15 protein-coding genes are annotated in these 18,239 nt (G+C 71.7%); 8 read left to right on the forward strand and 7 right to left on the reverse strand.

Annotated features, from left to right (window positions below; genetic code table 11):
• Window positions 1–67: 67 nt before the first annotated feature.
• Window positions 68–907: an MBL fold metallo-hydrolase gene (locus tag VGZ32_RS16650; RefSeq protein WP_326886967.1), complete on the reverse strand. Its 840-nt coding sequence runs from the start codon at window positions 905–907 to the stop codon at window positions 68–70.
• Between the two features lie 216 nt (window positions 908–1,123).
• Window positions 1,124–2,134 carry a helix-turn-helix domain-containing protein gene (locus VGZ32_RS16655; protein WP_326886968.1) on the reverse strand — a complete coding sequence of 337 codons (1,011 nt, stop codon included), beginning with the start codon at window positions 2,132–2,134 and terminating at the stop codon, window positions 1,124–1,126.
• A 198-nt stretch (window positions 2,135–2,332) separates the two neighbouring features.
• On the opposite strand from VGZ32_RS16655, the gene VGZ32_RS16660 reads away from it, so the two are divergent.
• Window positions 2,333–2,794 carry a rhodanese-like domain-containing protein gene (locus VGZ32_RS16660; RefSeq protein WP_349263632.1) on the forward strand — a complete coding sequence of 154 codons (462 nt, stop codon included), beginning with the start codon at window positions 2,333–2,335 and terminating at the stop codon, window positions 2,792–2,794.
• A 99-nt stretch (window positions 2,795–2,893) separates the two neighbouring features.
• Here the strand turns inward: VGZ32_RS16660 and VGZ32_RS16665 are convergent, their stop codons facing one another.
• Window positions 2,894–4,564 (reverse strand): SpoIIE family protein phosphatase, encoded by a 1,671-nt coding sequence (locus VGZ32_RS16665; RefSeq protein ID WP_326886970.1) that lies wholly within the window; start codon window positions 4,562–4,564, stop codon window positions 2,894–2,896.
• A 268-nt stretch (window positions 4,565–4,832) separates the two neighbouring features.
• Between VGZ32_RS16665 and VGZ32_RS16670 the strand changes: the two genes are divergently transcribed.
• Window positions 4,833–6,218 (forward strand): cytochrome P450, encoded by a 1,386-nt coding sequence (locus VGZ32_RS16670; protein WP_326886971.1) that lies wholly within the window; start codon window positions 4,833–4,835, stop codon window positions 6,216–6,218.
• 20 nt (window positions 6,219–6,238) lie between these two features.
• Here the strand turns inward: VGZ32_RS16670 and VGZ32_RS16675 are convergent, their stop codons facing one another.
• The gene (locus VGZ32_RS16675; RefSeq protein ID WP_326886972.1) at window positions 6,239–7,210 is read right to left on the reverse strand and encodes a terpene synthase family protein; all 972 of its coding nucleotides are present in this window, start codon (window positions 7,208–7,210) and stop codon (window positions 6,239–6,241) included.
• 260 nt (window positions 7,211–7,470) lie between these two features.
• On the opposite strand from VGZ32_RS16675, the gene abc-f reads away from it, so the two are divergent.
• From abc-f to VGZ32_RS16695, 4 genes are all read left to right on the forward strand, one after another.
• On the forward strand, window positions 7,471–9,069 hold the full coding sequence (abc-f, locus tag VGZ32_RS16680; RefSeq protein WP_326886973.1) for a ribosomal protection-like ABC-F family protein: 1,599 nt from the start codon (window positions 7,471–7,473) through the stop codon (window positions 9,067–9,069).
• A gap of 444 nt (window positions 9,070–9,513) precedes the next feature.
• Complete coding sequence (locus VGZ32_RS16685) at window positions 9,514–9,732, forward strand: helix-turn-helix domain-containing protein (RefSeq protein ID WP_326886974.1); 219 nt, start codon at window positions 9,514–9,516, stop codon at window positions 9,730–9,732.
• 362 nt (window positions 9,733–10,094) lie between these two features.
• Window positions 10,095–11,003 carry an enoyl-CoA hydratase/isomerase family protein gene (locus VGZ32_RS16690; protein WP_326886975.1) on the forward strand — a complete coding sequence of 303 codons (909 nt, stop codon included), beginning with the start codon at window positions 10,095–10,097 and terminating at the stop codon, window positions 11,001–11,003.
• A 148-nt stretch (window positions 11,004–11,151) separates the two neighbouring features.
• Window positions 11,152–12,372 carry an ROK family transcriptional regulator gene (locus VGZ32_RS16695; RefSeq protein WP_326886976.1) on the forward strand — a complete coding sequence of 407 codons (1,221 nt, stop codon included), beginning with the start codon at window positions 11,152–11,154 and terminating at the stop codon, window positions 12,370–12,372.
• Window positions 12,373–12,437: 65 nt separating this feature from the next.
• Here VGZ32_RS16695 and VGZ32_RS16700 read toward each other — a convergent pair whose 3' ends face one another.
• Complete coding sequence (locus VGZ32_RS16700) at window positions 12,438–13,367, reverse strand: SGNH/GDSL hydrolase family protein (RefSeq protein WP_326886977.1); 930 nt, start codon at window positions 13,365–13,367, stop codon at window positions 12,438–12,440.
• A gap of 96 nt (window positions 13,368–13,463) precedes the next feature.
• On the opposite strand from VGZ32_RS16700, the gene VGZ32_RS16705 reads away from it, so the two are divergent.
• The gene (locus tag VGZ32_RS16705; RefSeq protein ID WP_326886978.1) at window positions 13,464–15,374 is read left to right on the forward strand and encodes an ABC transporter ATP-binding protein; all 1,911 of its coding nucleotides are present in this window, start codon (window positions 13,464–13,466) and stop codon (window positions 15,372–15,374) included.
• Between the two features lie 48 nt (window positions 15,375–15,422).
• On the opposite strand, the gene VGZ32_RS29070 is transcribed toward VGZ32_RS16705, so the two are convergent.
• Window positions 15,423–16,001: a transposase gene (locus tag VGZ32_RS29070; protein ID WP_326886979.1), complete on the reverse strand. Its 579-nt coding sequence runs from the start codon at window positions 15,999–16,001 to the stop codon at window positions 15,423–15,425.
• 328 nt (window positions 16,002–16,329) lie between these two features.
• On the opposite strand from VGZ32_RS29070, the gene VGZ32_RS16715 reads away from it, so the two are divergent.
• On the forward strand, window positions 16,330–17,352 hold the full coding sequence (locus tag VGZ32_RS16715; protein ID WP_326886980.1) for a hypothetical protein: 1,023 nt from the start codon (window positions 16,330–16,332) through the stop codon (window positions 17,350–17,352).
• On the opposite strand, the gene VGZ32_RS16720 is transcribed toward VGZ32_RS16715, so the two are convergent.
• Window positions 17,266–18,239: SURF1 family protein (locus VGZ32_RS16720; RefSeq protein ID WP_326886981.1), on the reverse strand; the 974-nt coding region annotated here is incomplete at its 5' end. The two genes, VGZ32_RS16715 and VGZ32_RS16720, sit on opposite strands and share 87 nt — an antisense overlap.

An 18,239-nucleotide genomic window follows, 5' to 3' on the forward strand; every position in this document is an offset into this window, starting at 1 on the left:
GGGTAGCGCCAGATTTGCTCGATGACGAGTTCGTCGCGGTGGGACGCCATCCCCGGAGGTTATCGGCCTACGTGAGTTCGGCGTAGCCGCGCGCGATCGCGTCGCGCAACTCCTTTGTCGTCAGCGGCCAAGTCCCCTCGGCCGGCGCGTCGGCGGCCTTCACACCGGCGGCGTGCAGGCGGGCGATCTCCCGCGCGACGGCGTCGATCATGCCGCGCTGCGTGGAGACGAACTCCCGCCCCACCGGCTCGCCGTGCCCGGGGACGATGATCGCGTCCGGACCCATCCAGTCCAGCGCGCGGTCCAGCGTCGCCGCCCACTGCATCGGGAAGGAGTCGAGCCCGAAGGCGGGCGGCCCGGACTCCTCGACCAGGTCGCCGGCCAGCACGACCCCGGCGTCGGGGATCCGGATCCACAGGTCTGCGTCGGTGTGGCCGCGGCCGTGGTGGCGCAGTTCCAGCAGTCGGCCGCCCAGATCGATCGTCGCGGACTCGTGGACCAGCTCGGTCGGCGGGACGAGTTCGAGTCCGGCGACCTGGGCCGCCCACTCAGGGCCCGCCGCGCGCATCTGCCGGAGGATGTCGGCGACGAACGGGTCGTCGAGGTCGAACCTCGCCGGCAGGCTCGCGTGGCCCCAGATCCGGGCGGGCGGATCCTGCCGCGGGGCGAGGAATTCCGCGTTGCCCCACGCGTGGTCGAAGTGGGCATGCGTGTTGACCACCCAGCGGACCGGCGCGGATGTGAAGCGGCGGATCTGCTCGGCGACCTCGCGCGCCTCGGCGACCGAGCAGCGGGTGTCGACGACGGCCACGCCGTCGGTGCCGACGACCGCCGTGACCGTCACGTCGCACGGGTCGAATCGCTTGCGGAAGACCCGCTCGCCGACCTCATGCCATTCGTGCTCCATGGTCCGATCATCGCACCGGCGGGTGGAGACGAGCGCTTTCAAAGTGACCGGTCACTCGCGATCCCGATTCTCGGACCCGCAGGTAGGGGTGGCATGTGACGCGGCTGCACGCAGGGCGGCACGCGATGGGACTTAGCGGGGTGGCACGCAGCTGCGCGCAGAGTGGCACGTGATGCGGTTGCGCGATGCGGTTATACGAGGTGATAGGCGATTCGGCTATGCGTGGAAGGCGCGCCGATATGCGGAAGGGGACGTGCCCGTCGCGCGGCCGAAGTGGTGCCGGAAGGTCGCCGGATCGGCGAAGCCCACCGCCGCGCCGATCCGCTCCACCGGCTCGTCGGTGCTCTCCAGCAGCGCGCGAGCCGCCGCGATCCGTCGGCCCACCAGCCAGCGCAGCGGCGAAGTACCGGTCGCGTGGGCGAAGTTGCGCAGGTAGCTGCGCTGCGACATGCCCGCCACCCGGGCCAGGTCGGCGACCGCGAGGGGCGCGGCCAGATTCTCCAGGGCCCAGTGCATGGAGCGGGCCACCCCGCCGCCGTCGCGCTGCGGGCCGGGCGCCGCGGGGAACTGGGCCTCGACGAACTGCGCCTGGCCGCCGTCCCGGTGCGGTGGCAGGACCAGGCGGCGGGCGACGGCGTTCGCGATCGCCGGCCCGTGGTCCACGCGTACCAGGTGCAGGCACAGATCGAGTCCGGCGGCGCTGCCCGCGCTGGTGAGGATCCGGCCGTGGTCGACGTAGAGGACGTCCGGATCGACCCGCACCGCCGGATAGCGCTCGGCCAGCAGCGCAGCGTACTGCCAGTGCGTCGTCGCCTCGAGGCCGTCCAGCAGCTCGGCGGCGGCCAGGGCGAAGGCTCCGGAGCAGATCGACACGATCCGGGCGCCACGTGCGTGAGCCCGCCGCAACGCCTCCACCAGTGCTGCCGGGACTTCGCCGCGCACGTCGGGCACGGCGGTCACCACGACGGTGTCCGCCGCCGCGAGATCGTCGAGGTCGTATTCGGTGGCCAGGGTGAAGCCGCCGACCGCCCGCATCGGGCGGCGCGATTGCGCGCACACCTTCAGCTCGTACCAGGGCACGCCGAACTCCGGCCGGGGCAGTCCGAAGACCTCGACGACGCAGCTGAGCTCGAAGGGCGACATGCCGTCGAACGCGTAGACCGCCATGGTGTGCGGCGCCTGAGTCCGGACCGGCGCGGAGATCTCGACGCTGCTCGCGACAGGCATGGCGTGATTTTAGCGATAGTCGGCATTCACGCCACTGGCAGCCGCCCAATGCTCCCAGCGAACATCGGAATATCCCCGCGACCTGCGAGGAGCAAAAATGACCGGTCGTCTTGAAAGGGACTGAGTGTGAGCGTGACCGACACGACGGCAATCCCGCCAATCCCGCCAACGCCGAGCGTCGCCGCGACGTCGACCGTGATGTCCGTGCCGCCGGCCGCCAGTGGAATCGCAGTCGCCCACTTCGCCGCACGATTGTCGCTCGAGGCCGATGTCTCCGACGTACACGCCGACCAGGCGCTGATCGGCACCGCGTTCGTGCTCGTCGACACCCGTTCGTCCGAGTCGTGGGCGCAGGGCCGCGTCCCGGGCGCGGTCCACCTGCCGACCCGCCAGATCGCCGCACGCGCCGCGGACGGCACACTTGCGGATCTCGTCCCGTCCGGCACTCCGGTCGTCACCTACTGCTGGGGCCCCGGCTGCAACGGCGCGACCAAGGCGGCGCTCGCGTTCGCCGCACTCGGCTATCCCGTCAAGGAGATGATCGGCGGATTCGAGTACTGGGTCCGCGAGGGATACACCTACGACAGCGCGTGGGGTCGGCGCGATCCAGCCGCGGATCCGCTGGCCGCGCCCGTGGACGACGCTTCGTGCGGGTGCTGACACCCAAGGATCGCGGCAGCGCCGGCCTGTCCGCGACGCTAGTGTCCTACGCCCGACATCTACAACCCCGATATCTACAACGGTGCCAGGCGCAGGACACTAGTCCAGCTGAGCGAGCAGCAGCGCGACGTCGTCCTTCCACAGACCCCCGGCCGGCCGATTGACGTCGAGCACGAGGTCCGCCAGCTCCTCGAGATCCAGCCCCGCGTCGCGCATGCGGTCCAGCGTGGAAAGTGTCCGCGCGATGCCTGAATCCAGGTCGTTGTCGCTGCTCTCCAGCAGACCATCGGTACACAACAACAGATATGTGCCCGCCTGGTACGGCATACGCCAGACCGGGTACCGCGCGTCCGGCGCGATCCCGAGCGGAACGCCGACCTCGTTGTGCGGCACCCGCGCGCCCCGCCCGGGCGGCGCCACGATCGGCGGTATGTGCCCGGCCCGGCTCGCGGTCACCGTGCGGGTCGCCGGATCCACGCGCGCCACGAGGCAGGTCGCGAACAGCGGCTGGTCCGCCTCCTCGTTGACCTCCGCCACGTATTCGTTGGCGCGCCGCAGGATCTCCTCGACCGGATGGTTCTCGGCCGCGTACGCGCGCACGGTGCTGCGAAGCCGGTACATCATCCCCGCCGCGTGGACGTTGTGCCCTTCGACGTCCCCGATGATGAGGATCGTCGAGCCGTCGTCCAGCGGCACCGAGTCGTACCAGTCGCCGCCCACCTGGATGCCCGTGGTCACCGCCGCGTAGCGGCGCGCCGCCCGCACGCCCGGCCCGAACTTCAGCGTCCGCGGCAGCATCCCCTCCTGGAGCGCGAGGGCGATGGTGTGCTCGGTGTCGTGGATGGTCGCCCGGTACACCGCCTGGCCGATCGCGCTCGCGGCCAGGATCAGCACCGTGCGCTCGGTCTCGTCGAAGACGGTCGGCCGCGCGTATCCGAGCACGCAGATCCCGCGCATCCGGGGCAGCCCGGACAGCGGCAGGAACGCCACCGCCTCGCCGCCTGCGGCCTCGACCGCGTCCGCCGCGACCGGGAACCGCCGCGCCATCTCCGCCCTGGTGGAGAAGAACAGCGGGATGTCCAGCGCCACCGCGGTGCGCACCGGACCCTCGTCCAGGGCCTGAAACGGGCCCATCCGCTCCGCTCCGCGCCCGCACGCGAGCAGCACCTCCACCGGCCGTCCGGCGTCCGCGACGAACAACACGTCCGCGCCGAGGGCCGGAAGCGCCGCGCACACCGCCGCGCGCACCTCCTCCAGCGTCGACGCGGCCGCGAGTCCCGTCATGACCTGCTGGATCCGGGCCGAAGCGAGCGCCTCCGCCCGCGCCGCCTCCTCGGCCGCGCGCCGCTCGGTGACGTCCGCGATCACGCCCATCGAGCGCAGCGGCCGCCCGTCGGGCCCCGCGACCACCCGGCCGCGCGTCTCCAGCGTGTGCATGGCCCCGTCCGGCCAGCGCACCCGGTACTCCAGGATGTAGTCGCCGACCTTGGCGAGCAGCGGATCGATCGCGTGCAGCAGCCGGTCCACGTCCCCCGCGGGCACCTGGCGCAGGAAGGTCTCGAACCGCGGCTCGGCGTCCGGGGGCAGCCCGTGCAGGCGGAAGGTCTGCTCATCGCAGACCACGTCGCCGGTCTCCAGGTGCCAGGTGAAGAATCCGGCCGAGGCGTTGACCCCGCTCGGCACGAAGTCGAGACGCGGCCACGACGCCACCCTTTCCGGGTGGTCCGGCTTCGCTTCGCCCGCCGGGAACAGCCCTTCGGGCGATGCCATCCGTTCCTCCTGCCGCGCACTCGCGTCGTCGCTGTCGATCATCGTTCTCAAATATCCGGGGACGTCATACGGAGGTGAGCAGGACATACGCGTTCGTATAGCGCACGCCACGCCTACCGTAGTCGAGCGGTCGCTCTCCGGGGTGGCTTTTCTCAAGGATACGGCGCTCGCGGCGCCGACGCGTCCTCCCGTGCGCCCTTTCCGCTCCAAAATGATGCGATTACCGTAACGGTGAGTCAGTGTTGGATGACGGGAGGTGCCGGAGACGGTGACCGCCTCAGCTCTCGAACTCCAACCCCGCCGGGCCGCCCGGATGCCCGGCGCCTGGCCGTTGCTCGGCCACGCCCCCGCGCTGCTGCGCGACCCGCTCCGCTTCCTCACGCGGGCGTACCGGGCCGGCGATGTGGTGTCCCTGCGCCTCGGGCCGAAGGCCGCGTACCTGGTCAACGGTCAGGACGCGATCAAGCAGATCCTCGTGGCCGACGCCGCCCGCTACGACAAGGGCTTCCAGTTCGACCAACTGCGGACGCTGATGGGCGACGGCGTGGGCACGACCGCGGATCCCGTGAAGCACCGGCGCCAGCGCAGACTCCTGCGACCCGCCTTCGACCACGCGCACGTGGAGACGTACGTGCCCGTCATGGCACAGGCGGCGCAGGAGGCGGCGGGGCGCTGGCCGACGGTTCCGAGCATCGACGCCGGGGCGGAGATGAGGGCCCTGTCGATGTCCGTGGTCGCCCGCGCGATGTTCGACGTGGGCGCCGGCACGTCCGCCGAATCGCCCGCCGCGGGCACCGTGCTGGCGGCGCTCCCGACGCTGCTCGGCGGTATGGGGCGCCGGGCCGTGCTGCCCCTCCCGGTCCTGGACCGCCTCCCGACGCCCGGAAACCGGGCGTTCGATCGGGCCCTGACAGACCTGGACGCCCTGGCGGACCGGATGGTCGCCGAGCGCCGGGCGGCCGCCGCAGCGGACCCGTCCGGCGCCCAGACCGCGCACTGCCTGCTCGACACCATCCTCGCGGCCGTTGACGACGACCTGCGCGGGATGACCGACGCGCAGGCACACGACGAGATCATGACGGTGCTGCTGGCCGGCACCGAGACCACCGCGGGGACGCTGTCCTGGATCCTGCACGTGTTGTCCGGCGACCCCGAGTCGCAGCGCGAGGTCCAGCGAGAGGCGGAACAGGTCGTCGGCGCGTCCTTGCCGCGCGCCGCGGACCTCAGCGCTCTGCGTTTCACCAGGCGACTGGTCACCGAGGTGTTGCGTCTGTATCCCGCCGGGTGGATCCTCGGCCGCCGCCCGATGGAGGCGATGTCGGTCGCGGACGTGACGATCCCCGCGGGCGCGCAGGTCCTGCTCAACTTCTACGGGCTGCACCGCGATCCGGAGATCTACACCGATCCGTACCGCTTCGACCCCGGCCGCTGGCAGGACGGGGAGACCGACCCGCCGCGGCCGCACTTCCTGCCGTTCGGCCTCGGCCCGCACGCGTGTCTGGGCGAGGGCTTCGCGATGAGCCAGATCCTCACCACCGTGGCCGTCGTGTTCTCCCGATACACCGTCAGGCCGGTGCCCGCGTCGGTCGTGCGCCCCGTCGCCCGCATCACCCTGCACCCCGGCGTCGTGCCGCTGATCGTCGAAGAACGCTGATTCCGGCCGGCCGCGGCCGGTCAGGCGGCGATGCCGAGCCCGTACCGGCCCGTCTCGTACGACCAGGCCAGATTCCCCGCGATCCACGCGCGCAGGTCCGCGAGGTACAGGTTGACCAGGGGATTGCCCTCAGCCAAGAGCGGCGCCTCGAGCTCCTGGTACGCGCGGATCCGTTCGTCGTACAGCGCCGCGGCCTCGCGCAGGGCCTGCACGGCGGAGATGCCGTACTCCCGGGCCAGCACCGCGGGCAGGCTCAGCACGTGCGCGGAGCGCCGGACCTCCTTCGGGTAGGACAGGATGTCGTTGGCCCAGCTGGTCGCGTCGGCCGCGGCCGCGCTCGCCTCGCCGAGCCCCGCCTGCCACACGACCCGCTCCGGCAGCTCGAACCCGTTGACGACCTCGATCAGCGCCAGGCACGTCGGCACCGCGCCGCTGTGCCGCCGCATCACCTGATACTCCCTCAGCGTGGCCGGAACCCCCGCCTCGCGGTGCGCCGCCTCCCAGGTCAGCGCGAGGAGATACCCGGTGACCGCGGCGGTGAATCTGGCCAGCTGCCCGGGCGTGGCCAACGCGGCGAGCCGGCCGCGCAGATCGACCAAGGCCGTGAGGAACGCGCCGACCGGCCCGGTGTCAGTCGGCGGCACCTGCCCGGTCTCCATGACCGCGAGCACCTGCGCGGCCAGCCCGATCATCGCGGGCGGCCGGGCGCCGAACTCTGATTCGTCGCAGAACGCGTCGTCGAACAGGAACAGCCAGGTCTGCCAGTCGGTGTTGAGCAGCAGCCCCGGCAGCGTCGCGCGCGGGCTGACCCGCCCGGCCAGCCGGGCGCTGCGGGTCCCGACCAGCCTGCGCCGCGTCGCCGGGTCCGTCAGCAGGCCGAACTGGTCGGCCCAGGCCAGCGTGCCGGCCTCGGCGGCGGGCGTGTGCCGGTGCATCGCCGTGGGGAACGGGCTGCGCAGGCTCGGCAGCGCGGGGCAATGGGAAGAGGTCATCAGTCAACCCCCCTCGCTCGGCGGCCCCGACCACCGTAGTGAACAGGTATCTGGCGGCAGGTGCGGTGCGACGTTCGTGACCCCTCCGCCGCTGCACGGCCCCTGTGCAAACTTGGCGCCTAGACTGCGAATATTACATCAAGGACAGGTGGCGCGTAATGAGCGAAAAGTGAGAGTGGCGTCATGAGGGGCGCCCGGGGGCAAAGGGGTGCGCCGTCAATCGGAGCGGGTGCGCAACCTGGCTCGCGTAAGATGGGCCGGTGATCACCGCCTCCCAGGTCGAACTGCGCGCCGGGGCCCGCGTCTTGCTCGAGCCGGTGTCGTTCCGGGTCGGGCCCGGCGACCGGATCGGGCTGGTGGGCCGCAACGGCGCCGGCAAGACGACCCTTACCAGAACGCTCGCCGGCGAGACGCTGCCGGCGGCCGGCACGATCACCCGCTCCGGACCGGTCGGCTACCTGCCGCAGGACCCGCGCACCGGCGACCTGGACGTCCTCGCCCGCGACCGCATCCTGTCCGCGCGCGGCCTGGACGAGGCGGTGCGCCGGATGCGCGCCGCCGAGCAGAAGATGGGCTCCGCCGACGCGGCCGAGCACGAGCGGGCGATGCGCCGGTATGCGAATGCTGAGACGGCATTCCTGGCGAACGGCGGCTACGCGGCCGAATCCGAGGCGGCGACCATCTCGGCCAGCCTGGGCCTGCCCGACCGGGTGCTCGGCCAGCCGCTGCACACCCTGTCCGGCGGGCAGCGGCGCCGGGTGGAACTGGCCCGGATCCTGTTCGGCGAGAGCGAGGTGCTGCTGCTCGACGAGCCGACCAACCACCTCGACGCCGACTCGATCGTGTGGCTGCGCGAGTACCTGAAGAACTACAAGGGCGGGTTCGTCGTCATCTCGCACGACGTCAAACTGGTCGAGTACTGCGTCAACAAGGTCTTCCACCTCGACGCCAACCGCACGGCCATCGACGTCTACAACATGGGCTGGAAGAACTACCTCGAGCAGCGCGAGTCGGACGAGCGGCGCCGCCGCCGCGAGCGGGCCAACACGGAGAAGAAGGCCGGGGCGCTCATGGCGCAGGCCGACAAGATGCGGGCCAAGGCGACCAAGACCGTCGCCGCGCAGAACATGGCCCGCCGCGCGGAGCGGATGCTGTCGGGCCTGGAGGAGGTGCGGCAGGCGGACAAGGTCGCCAAGCTGCGCTTCCCGAAGCCGGCCGCCTGCGGCAAGACCCCGCTGATGGCCTCGGGGCTGTCGAAGTCCTACGGCTCGCTGGAGATCTTCACCGACGTGGACCTGGCCGTCGACCGCGGCTCGCGGGTCGTGGTGCTCGGGCTCAACGGCGCGGGCAAGACCACGCTGCTGCGGCTGCTGGCCGGGATCGAGGACGCCGACACCGGGAAGGTCGAGCCCGGCCACGGGCTGAAGATGGGCTACTACGCGCAGGAGCACGAGACCCTCGACCCCGAGCGCACGGTCCTGGAGAACATGCGCACGGCCGCGCCCGACCTGGACCTGGTCGAGGTGCGCAAGGTGCTCGGCTCCTTCCTGTTCTCCGGTGACGACGTGGACAAGCCGGTCGGGGTGCTCTCCGGCGGCGAGAAGACCCGCCTGGCCCTGGCCACGCTCGTGGTGTCCAGCGCGAACGTGCTGCTGCTCGACGAGCCGACCAACAATCTCGACCCGGCCAGCCGCGGGGAGATCCTGGGGGCGCTGCGCTCGTACGAGGGCGCGGTCGTGCTGGTCACCCACGACGAGGGCGCCGTGGACGCGCTGGCACCCGAACGGCTCATCCTGTTGCCGGACGGGGTCGAGGATCTCTGGAACGAGGGCTACCGGGATCTCGTCGCGCTCGCCTGACCGGACTGTCCGCGCCGCCCCGGCGCGGCCGGGCGCGGACGTCCCGCCGGCCGACATCCGCGGCCCTGCCTGCGACGCTTCTGATCGGTGCCCTGATACCTCGGAACCGTTCTCGAGGCCGTGCGTGCCGACAGGACGTCGGTAGCCGAGGTAACAGTACGATAACGGTGTCTGGCCAACATCCCAACAAAACCGATCAAGGCCGGGCAAATCTTATGACGGCCGCGGGAATAACCTGCGACTTGTTGAACGGAATCGGTGGTCAACTTGCCGCCGAGGGGTGATCATGGGTGACCAGAGCGCACTTCCACAGTGCGGGGTGTGGCGACGCCCGCGCCCACGGTTCCAGGGTGCCGCGCCCCACACGCCCGTGTGGACGACAACATCCGAACTCACGTTTGAGATGCGGGGCAGGGGCCCCGCACACCCTCATAGGAGGCACGTGTGGCCGAGACTCTCAAGAAGGGCAGCCGGGTCACCGGCACCGCGCGAGAGCAGCTCGCGACCGATCTGAAGAGCAAGTACGAATCGGGCGAATCGATCCGCGCCCTGGCCCAGGAGACGGGCCGGTCGTACGGCTTCGTGCACCGGATGCTCAGCGAGTCCGGTGTGATCCTGCGCGGGCGCGGTGGCGCCACGCGCGGCAAGGCGAAGACGGCGTAGCGACCCGAGGGTCGGCAACGACGGTACCCGCCCCGGTTCCGGAGCTCACGAGCAGCTCCGGAACCGGGGCCGCGTAGTCTCATGCGCCGTTCGTCCCGGGCGCACGGGCGCGCCGCGGCTCTCGAACGCATGAGCGTTCCGACTCCACCGTTCGTGAGGGGCTCTGGAGCTGGAGCCGCACAGTCTCGCGCGCCGCGAGCGCCGGGCGCTCAGGCCAGCGACGCGACTCTCAAGCGCAACTTTGCGCCGCCGCGCGATCCTCGTCACACGCGCACGTTTTCGACCGAGTACCCCATCGTGCGCCCCGCCGCGCTGACTATATTGTCAAAGGCTCTATACGCGGCGACGAGGGAGGCGGACGGATGGACATGAAAGCTGGAACGGTGCAGGCACGCACCGCGGACTCCCAGGACTCTCGGGACACTCCCGACTCCGCGGAGTCAGCGGACTCGGCGGCGCACATCGCTCCGGTGTACGACTTCTGGACGGCCGAACAGCAGGCCGCCGCCGCGAAGGCCGGCGTGCGGCTGACCGTGGACGGCGAACTGGCCACCGTCACCCTCGACCGGGTCGCCAAGCGCAACGCGATGACCCCGTCGATGTGGTGGCAGCTCGCGCAGGTCGGGCGCGCTCTCCCCGGAGCGGTGCGGGCCGTGCTGCTGACCGCGCAGGGCCCCTCCTTCAGCGCCGGGCTGGACCGCTCCGTGCTGGTCGGGGACGCCGGCAAGCCCGGCAAGACCCTGATCGACCTGGCCACCTCCGACCCCCGGGACGCCGAACTGACGATCGAGGCGTTCCAGGAGGCATTCACCTGGTGGCGCCGCACCGACCTGATCAGCGTGGCCGCCGTGCAGGGCCACGCGGTGGGCGCCGGATTCCAGCTCGCGCTCGCCTGCGACCTGCGGATCGTCGCCGACGACGCACGCTTCGCGATGCGGGAGATAAGCCTCGGACTGGTGCCCGACCTCGGCGGCACCAAGCCGCTGGTCGACCTGGTGGGCTACGGGCGCGCGCTGGAGATCTGCGCCACCGGCCGGTGGGTCGACGCCGCGGAGGCGTTGCGCATCGGCCTCGTCAACCAGGTCGTCCCGGCCGCCGACCTGGCCCACGAGGCGGAGCTGTTCACCCGGGAGCTGCTGGCCGCCGACCGGGACGCGCTGATCGAGACCAAAGGCCTGATCAGCGGCGCGGTGCAGCGCGACTACGATGCCCAGCGCGCCGCCGAACGGTCCGCACAGGTCCGCCGTATCAGGGCCCTGTCCCAGCGGTAGAACCGGGAGGCCCGCGGTCCCCGTCGGGAACACGGCGCCGCACCGCAAGCGCCGTGTTCCATCGAAAGCACGGTGTTCCGGGAAAAAGCACGTCCCGCGAAGCGGACGCGCCCATCCGAATCCCGAACCACTCCCGTAATATCCGTCCATGACCAGCGATCCGCCGCGCTTTCAGCCCGCCACCGCGCCGATGCTCAAGGCGCTCAACGAGCGGACGGTGTTCGAGGCGATCCGCGCGGCACACCCCATTTCCCGGGCCGAGATCTCCCGCCGTGTCGGCATCTCCAAGCCCACCGTCTCCGCCGCCCTCACCGCCCTGCTCGACAGCGGCCTGGTGCGTGAAACCGGGCCCGGCAGCGAAGGACCCACCTACGGCGCGCTCTTCTTCGAGCCGGTGTCCGAAGCGGGCTTCGTCGTCGGCCTCGACATCGGCGCCCGCTATCTGCGCGGCGTCGTGGCGGCGCTCGACGGCGCGGAGCGCGGCCGCGACCAGGTCGACGTCGGCGGCGCGGACGTCACCGACGTCGTCGCCCAGGCCGCCCGGCTGCGCGCCCGCCTGCTCGAGCGGATCGGGCCCCCGGCCGGCGCCGAGCACGTCGTCGTCGCCGCCGCGCCCGGCGTGGTGGAGCAGTCCAGCGGCCGGGTGTATCAGGGCGACGTCATCCCCGGCCTGGACGGCTTCGACCTGGTCGCCGCGCTCACCGACGCCTTCGCCGGCACCTCCGCCTGGCCGCTGAGCCGTCCGGTGCTGCTGGAGAACGACATCCACCTGGCCGCGCTGGGGGAGCAGTGGCGCGGCGTCGGCGACAAGGTCGACGACTTCGCGGTGCTGTCCGTCGGCACCGGCACCGGCGCCGCCCTCGTGCTCGGCGGCCGGCTGCACCGCGGCCGCAACGGCGCGGCCGGCGAGATCGACTTCGCCATGGAGGGCGGCGCGGACAACAACCCGTACGACCCCTGCGGCATCGCGTTCGAACGCCTGGCCGCGGACTGGATCGAGTTCCGCGACGTGCCGACCGCGCTGCGCGCCCCGGTCACCCCGGAGGAGATCTTCGACGCCGCCCGCGCCGGGGACGGCCTGGCCCGGCTGCTCGTCGCCGAGGAGGCGCGGCGCATCGCCGTGTACCTCGCCCCGATCGCGGCCGTCGCGGACGTCGAGCTCGCGGTGCTCGCCGGCAGCATCGGCCTGAACGCCGACCTGCTGCTCGACCCCGTGCGCGCCGAACTGGCCAAGCGCGTGCCCTACCCGCCGCGGGTCGAGGTCAGCGCGCTCGGCGACGCGGGCGTGCTGACCGGCGCCGTCGCCCACGGCACGGCCGTCGCGCTCGACCGCGTGCTGGCCGCGCGCATCGGCAGCGGAGCCCCGTGACGCCGTGACCCAGTCGAGCCGCCCGAGTCAGGCCGCCCCGTGACAGGTCGTCGACCGACGGGGAACTACGCGGCCTGATCGCCGAGCGCGCCGCCGAGGCCCCCGTTGTTCAGGCTGCCGCCCAGGCCAGCGGCGGCGAGGCCGGCGCTGTTGACCGCGTTGTTCACGGCGTCCGTCACGTCGGTCACCGTCTGTTCGAGCAGCGGAAGCAGGTTCGGCCGCTTCGGCAGCACGCCGTCACCCGAAGACGTGCCGGTGAGCCTGCGTTTGATCCACGGCGCGAAGTACTTCACCAGCCAGACGATGTCAGACCACTTCTTCACGATCCGGTTCGGCCGCTTCGCCGGGGGCAGCTCGGCGCGCCAGTCGAACAGGGGCTCGTAGCCCAGCGCCTCCAGCACACCTTCGGCCACCCGCCGGTGCCCCTCGTAGGAGAGGTGGACCCGGTCTGACGCCCACAGCCGCGGATCGTCGAATACGCGCTCGACCGACAGGTCCACGACCACGACGCCGTGCTCGACGCGGGCCCGCTCGACGGCTTGCATCAGCTTGGTCACCTTCGGCGCGAAGCGCTGCAGCGACGGCATCCGCCGGGTGTAGTCCATCGGCTGGAAGGTGACCACATGGCGGCACGAGGCGGTCAGCACCGCCGCGCACTGCACCAGTTCCTCGCAGACGGCGTCGAGGTCGCAGTTCGGCCGGGCGACGTCGTTGATGCCCCCGGCGAACGCCACCAGGTCCGGGCCCATGGCCGCGGCCGCGGGGGCCTGGACGTTGCCGATCTGTCCCATGAGTCTTCCGCGTACCGCGAGGTTCGCGTAGCGGAAAGTCGGCTCGAAGGCGGCCAGTCGTTCGGCCACCAGGTCGGCCCAACCGCGCGGACGGCCGTCCGGATGCGTGTCCGGGAGTCCTTCGGTGAACGAATCGCCTACAGCGACGAAGCTGCGGAGGCGAGCTTGTACGCTCGCGTTCGAGGGCGTGATGGGATCTTCCACATCCTGCGATGCTAAACGGGGGAATCAGCGGTCCAAGGCAAAGTGTTCAAGGCATGGGCAAATAGACGGTGAAGGGTAGGTGCTCACGTGCTCGGCATGGGGACGGGGCCAGGCGTGTCGGGATGGCAGAGCATGGCGCCCTTCATGATGCGCGGGCGCGACGCGGTCCCGCCGCAGAAGCTCAAGCCGGGAACGCTGCGCCGCATCGGGGGCCTGGCCAGGCCGCTGCGCGCGATCATCAGCGTCTTCCTGGCGCTGACCGTCGTGGACGCCGTCCTCGGCGTGCTGCCGCCGCTGATCGCGCAGCGCATCGTGGACCACGGCATCCTCAAGCACGACGCGTCCCTGGTGACCGCCCTCGCCCTGGTCATCGCCGGAATCGCGGTGTTCGACGCCGGAGTCGGCCTGTACTCCCGCTTCCTGTCCGCGCGGATCGGCGAGGGCCTGATCGCCCTGCTGCGCGGCAAGGTCTTCAGCCACGTGCAGCGCATGCCGATCGCCTTCTTCACCCGTACCCAGACCGGCGCCCTGGTGTCCCGGCTCAACAGCGACGTGCTCGGCGCCCAGCGCGCGTTCACCTCCACGCTGTCGAGTGTCGTCTCCAACTTCGTCTCGCTCGTGCTGACCGCCGCGACGATGCTTTACCTGTCGTGGCAGATCACCCTCGCCGCGCTCGTCCTGCTGCCGATCTTCGTGGTCCCGGCGAGGTTCATGGGCCGCCGCATCCAGTCGCTCACGCGCGAGCAGATGCAGCTCAACGCCGACATGTCGACGATGTCCACCGAGCGGTTCAACGTCTCGGGCGCGCTGCTGGCCAAGCTCTTCGGCCGCCCCGAAGAGGACGACGCGCTGTATCAGGGCAAGGTGGACCGGGTCCGCGCGATCGGCGTGCGCATCGCGATGTCCAGCGGCGGCTTCTTGACCGCGCTCACCCTCGTGGCCTCGCTCGCCACCGCGATGGTGTACCTGATCGGCGGCCGGATGGCGGTCGACGGCTCGCTCACCCTCGGCACGATGCTCGCGCTCGTCGGCCTGCTCGGCCGCCTCTACGGGCCGCTCACCGCGCTCTCGAACGTCCGGATCGACGTGATGACCGCGCTGGTCTCCTTCGACCGGGTCTTCGAACTGCTCGACCTGCCGCCGATGGTGACGCAGCGGCCCGACGCGGCGGTGGTCCCGCCCGGCCCGCCGGTCATCGAGTTCGACCACGTCGCGTTCAAGTACCCGACCGCCGCCGAGGTGTCCCTCGCGTCGCTGGAGTCCGTCGCGGTGCTCGACCAGGCGCCCTCCGCGCAGGTGCTGCACGAGATCACCTTCCGCGCCGAGCCCGGCACGATGACGGCGCTGGTCGGGCCGTCCGGGGCGGGAAAGACCACCATCACGGCGCTGGCCGCGCGCCTTTACGACGTGACCGGGGGAGAGGTGCGTGTCGGCGGCCTCGACGTGCGCGACGTGACTATGGACTCGCTGCGCGCCCGCATCGGCGTGGTGACGCAGGACGCTCACATGTTCCACGACACGATTCGCAACAACCTGATGTACGCCCGGCCGGACGCCACCGAGGGCGAGCTGGTCGGAGCGTTGCAGGACGCGCAGATCTGGGACCTGGTCGGCGGCCTGCCGGATGGCTTGGACACCGTCGTCGGCGACCGCGGATATCGGCTGTCCGGCGGGGAGAAGCAGCGCATCGCGATCGCGCGGCTGCTGCTCAAGGCGCCGGACGTGGTGGTGCTCGACGAGGCGACCGCGCATCTGGACTCCGAATCGGAGGCCGCGGTGCAACGCGCCCTCGCACGAGCGCTGCGTGGACGCACGTCCCTGGTCATCGCGCACCGGCTTTCCACGGTGCGCGACGCGGATCAGATCCTGGTGATCGACGAGGGCCGGATCGTGGAGCGCGGAACGCACACGGCCCTGCTCGCCGACGACGGCCTCTACGCCGACCTGTACCGCACCCAGTTCGCCTCCCAGGAGACGACAGACCCCGCTCCTGCTGCTTCCGTCTGACCCGCGACGGCCCGGATCGGTCGCCCCGAATCGATCAGCGGCGTCCGGTCACCTCAACAGCGTCATCCCGAACTCCGCCGCCACCGGCGACGGCACCTTCGCCTTGGCCGCCGCCGGACGGCGGGTCACCGGGGCCTCCGGATCTCCGGGCTGCGCGGCGACGCGGGTGAAATCGATGCGCGCCCCGTCCGGCAGCGCCCGGGCCAGCTCCGCGGCGATCCGCGGCCACGCCCCCACCTGCTGCCAATCGCGCAGCCGCCGCCAACAGGTCATCCCAGAGCCGAGGCCGAGTTCCTTAGGCAGCCGCTCGAAGCCGATGCCACGCGCCAGCACCACCAGGATTCCGGTGAGGACGGCCCGGTCGTCCAGCGGCTTGCGCCCCGGATAGCGCCGCCGCCGCGCCTTCTGTGGGATCAGCGGCTCGACCACGTCCCATACCGCGTCCGTGATGACCGGGTCGGTGCGCGGCAGGTCGATCCGCCGAGGCCGCGGCACGCGGGGCAGCCCGGAGCCGAGCATCGGCGCCCCGATCGCGCTCGGGCTGAGCGGGCCGAGGCCGGCCGGTCCACGCGGGGCGCGCGGCCGGGCCGGCGCGGCGAGCGAGGCGGGAGCGGCGACGCGCGCCATGGCGGCGGAAAGACTCGGCGGCTCTGACACGCCCCGTACAACGGCCGGATCGGCGTACCGGTCACGGCTTGGCGCGCACCCGCGGGCGGCGTCCGGGGGACCTGGATGCTGATGCGGCGCGCGGCCAGAGGTTTGATTCACCACGGTGCCTGTGACTCTGTCGGGCCGACGGCGGTTGCGTCCATCGGTCCGCGGGTTTTTCACCCGCATGGCGTTGTCCACCCGGATGGCTCCGTGCCCGCCGCCGCCACGCGGCCCGGTCCCGACCAGCGTGGTCGGAACTGGCGTGGCCGTGCCATGGTCGGCGCGGGAAGCCGGTGCGCAGAGGGTGACCACTACACTGCGTCTCGTGTACGCGGACATCGACGGCTCCGGCGACGGCCAGGGGCCCGGTTCTGACGCCGACCCGGACTCCGATCCGCTGTGGCCCTTCGGCGACGAGGTGGCCACGGCGCTGCTCGGACTGCTCGAGGTGGAGCTGCGGCGGCGGGGCCGGCGCTGGCGGGTGACCGGCCGGGACCGCCTGGAGCTCGCGGCCGGCGACACGCCGTGGCCCGGTGATCCGCTGGACCTGCGGCCGCTGCGCGCGCGGATGGACCGGTGCGCGAAGGCGGACTGGCCGGAGCTGGTCGAGCAGTATGTGAGCGAGCTGATTTCCGGATCGGCGGCCTGGCTGCGCGCCCGGGGGCCGCTGCGCAGCAGGATCCTGCCGGCCGACGCGGCCGCGGCGCACGAGCCGGGAACGCTGTGGCGCACCGTCGCGGACGGACTGGTCGAGGCCGTGGTGACCGAGGAGCCGGTCGTCGCCGCGGCGGCGGAGTCGGGGAGCGCGGTCGCCACCGTGCCCCGGCCCAAGGCCGGCGGCGAACTGCTGACCGCCGGGGACGCGGTCGGCTGGGGCGTCGAGCCGGACGCGGTGTTCGCCGCGGCCCGGGACAACGTGCGCGCGGCCGGCCGCCTTGACCTGGAACGGTTCGCCCTGGACGGCACCGACCTGATCGCCCTGTTCGGCCCGACCCACTACGCCGCCACGCACGTGCTGTGGCTCGACGACTATCTCACCGGCATCGACGGCTGGACCGGGGCGAACGGTGCCCTGGTGGTGCTGCCGCACCGGCATCTGGTCGCGGTCCACCCGATCGAGTCCGCCGCCGTGGTGCCCGCCGCCGGGACGCTGCTGCATTTCGCGGCGCAGCAGTTCGAGACCTGCCCGGGGCCGATCTCCGACCAGCTGTACTGGTGGCAGGACGGAGCGCTGTGCCGCCTACCCTCGGACAGCGTCGGGGAGACCCTCCAGCTTTTCCCCACCGAGCGCTTCGCCGCCCTGCTCGACCGGCTCCGCGCCGCCTGACTCCGACGCCGCCCGCGCCCGCGCCGCTTTGGCCTCTGCCTCCCGTGCGTCCTGCGCTTCCTGCGCCGCCCGGGCGAGGTCGTCCGCCTCGCGCCGGATCAGCAGGAACCAGGTCACCGGCATGACCAGCGCGAACACCCACCACTGGATCATGTACGCGATGTACATCGTGTTGTCGTAGGCGGGGTTCGGAATCGGGCTCGCCGCATCCGGGGAGCTGTTCGCCGGGGTCGAGGACGTCAGCTGCAGCGCGCCGTCGCGCAGCGGGTACGGGACCTTCGAGGCCACGTCGACCTTTGAGATCAGCGCGATCTCGTCGGAAGGCAGTTGAGCGGTGTCGTCCTTGATGCGGGTATCGCCGGTGGTCTCGTCGGGCTGGAGCGAACCGGTGACGGTCACCGTCCCCGAAGGCACCGGAGGAAAGGCGGGATGCTCGGTCGGCCCGCCTGTCTGCGATTCGGCGACCCACCCCTGGTTCACCAGGACCGCGCTCCCGTCGGACAGCACCAGGGGAGTGACGACGTACCAACCCGGCTCGCCGTTCTGGGACCGGTTGCGCACCATCACCTGGTGCGCGGTGTCATAGCGGCCGGTCGCGGACAGCATCGTCCACTGCTGCGGCTGCGTGACGAAGTGCCCAGCGGCGTCGGCCGAGTCAAGCGGCGCGGGCTGAGCGGCGAGAGCGCGCAGCACGACGCCCTGCGAGACGTCCCGATCGTGCCACAGGGAGCGCTGCCACTGCCCGGCCACGATGAACCCCGGGATGAGGATCAGCCAGGTGAGCGCGTGAAACGCGAGCCACTTGGGCGTGAACACGAAGCGGTACGAACGCACACGATGACGGTACAACGCGCACGCCCGCGGCTCGCCACCGCCCCCGACGGGAT

Source organism: Actinocrinis sp. (assembly GCF_035938995.1).
GTDB lineage: Bacteria > Actinomycetota > Actinomycetes > Streptomycetales > Catenulisporaceae > DASZGI01.

What these genes read in the sequence shown, in the direction of transcription:
- VGZ32_RS16660 (WP_349263632.1), top strand. Translation starts at nt 2,333, where the DNA reads ATGTCCGTGCCGCCGGCCGCCAGTGGAATCGCAGTCGCCCACTTCGCC.
- VGZ32_RS16705 (WP_326886978.1), top strand. Translation starts at nt 13,464, where the DNA reads ATGGGGACGGGGCCAGGCGTGTCGGGATGGCAGAGCATGGCGCCCTTC.
- VGZ32_RS16650 (WP_326886967.1), bottom strand. Translation starts at nt 907, where the DNA reads ATGGAGCACGAATGGCATGAGGTCGGCGAGCGGGTCTTCCGCAAGCGA.
- VGZ32_RS29070 (WP_326886979.1), bottom strand. Translation starts at nt 16,001, where the DNA reads ATGGCGCGCGTCGCCGCTCCCGCCTCGCTCGCCGCGCCGGCCCGGCCG.
- VGZ32_RS16695 (WP_326886976.1), top strand. Translation starts at nt 11,152, where the DNA reads ATGACCAGCGATCCGCCGCGCTTTCAGCCCGCCACCGCGCCGATGCTC.
- VGZ32_RS16665 (WP_326886970.1), bottom strand. Translation starts at nt 4,564, where the DNA reads ATGGCATCGCCCGAAGGGCTGTTCCCGGCGGGCGAAGCGAAGCCGGAC.
- VGZ32_RS16675 (WP_326886972.1), bottom strand. Translation starts at nt 7,210, where the DNA reads ATGACCTCTTCCCATTGCCCCGCGCTGCCGAGCCTGCGCAGCCCGTTC.
- VGZ32_RS16690 (WP_326886975.1), top strand. Translation starts at nt 10,095, where the DNA reads ATGGACATGAAAGCTGGAACGGTGCAGGCACGCACCGCGGACTCCCAG.
- VGZ32_RS16655 (WP_326886968.1), bottom strand. Translation starts at nt 2,134, where the DNA reads ATGCCTGTCGCGAGCAGCGTCGAGATCTCCGCGCCGGTCCGGACTCAG.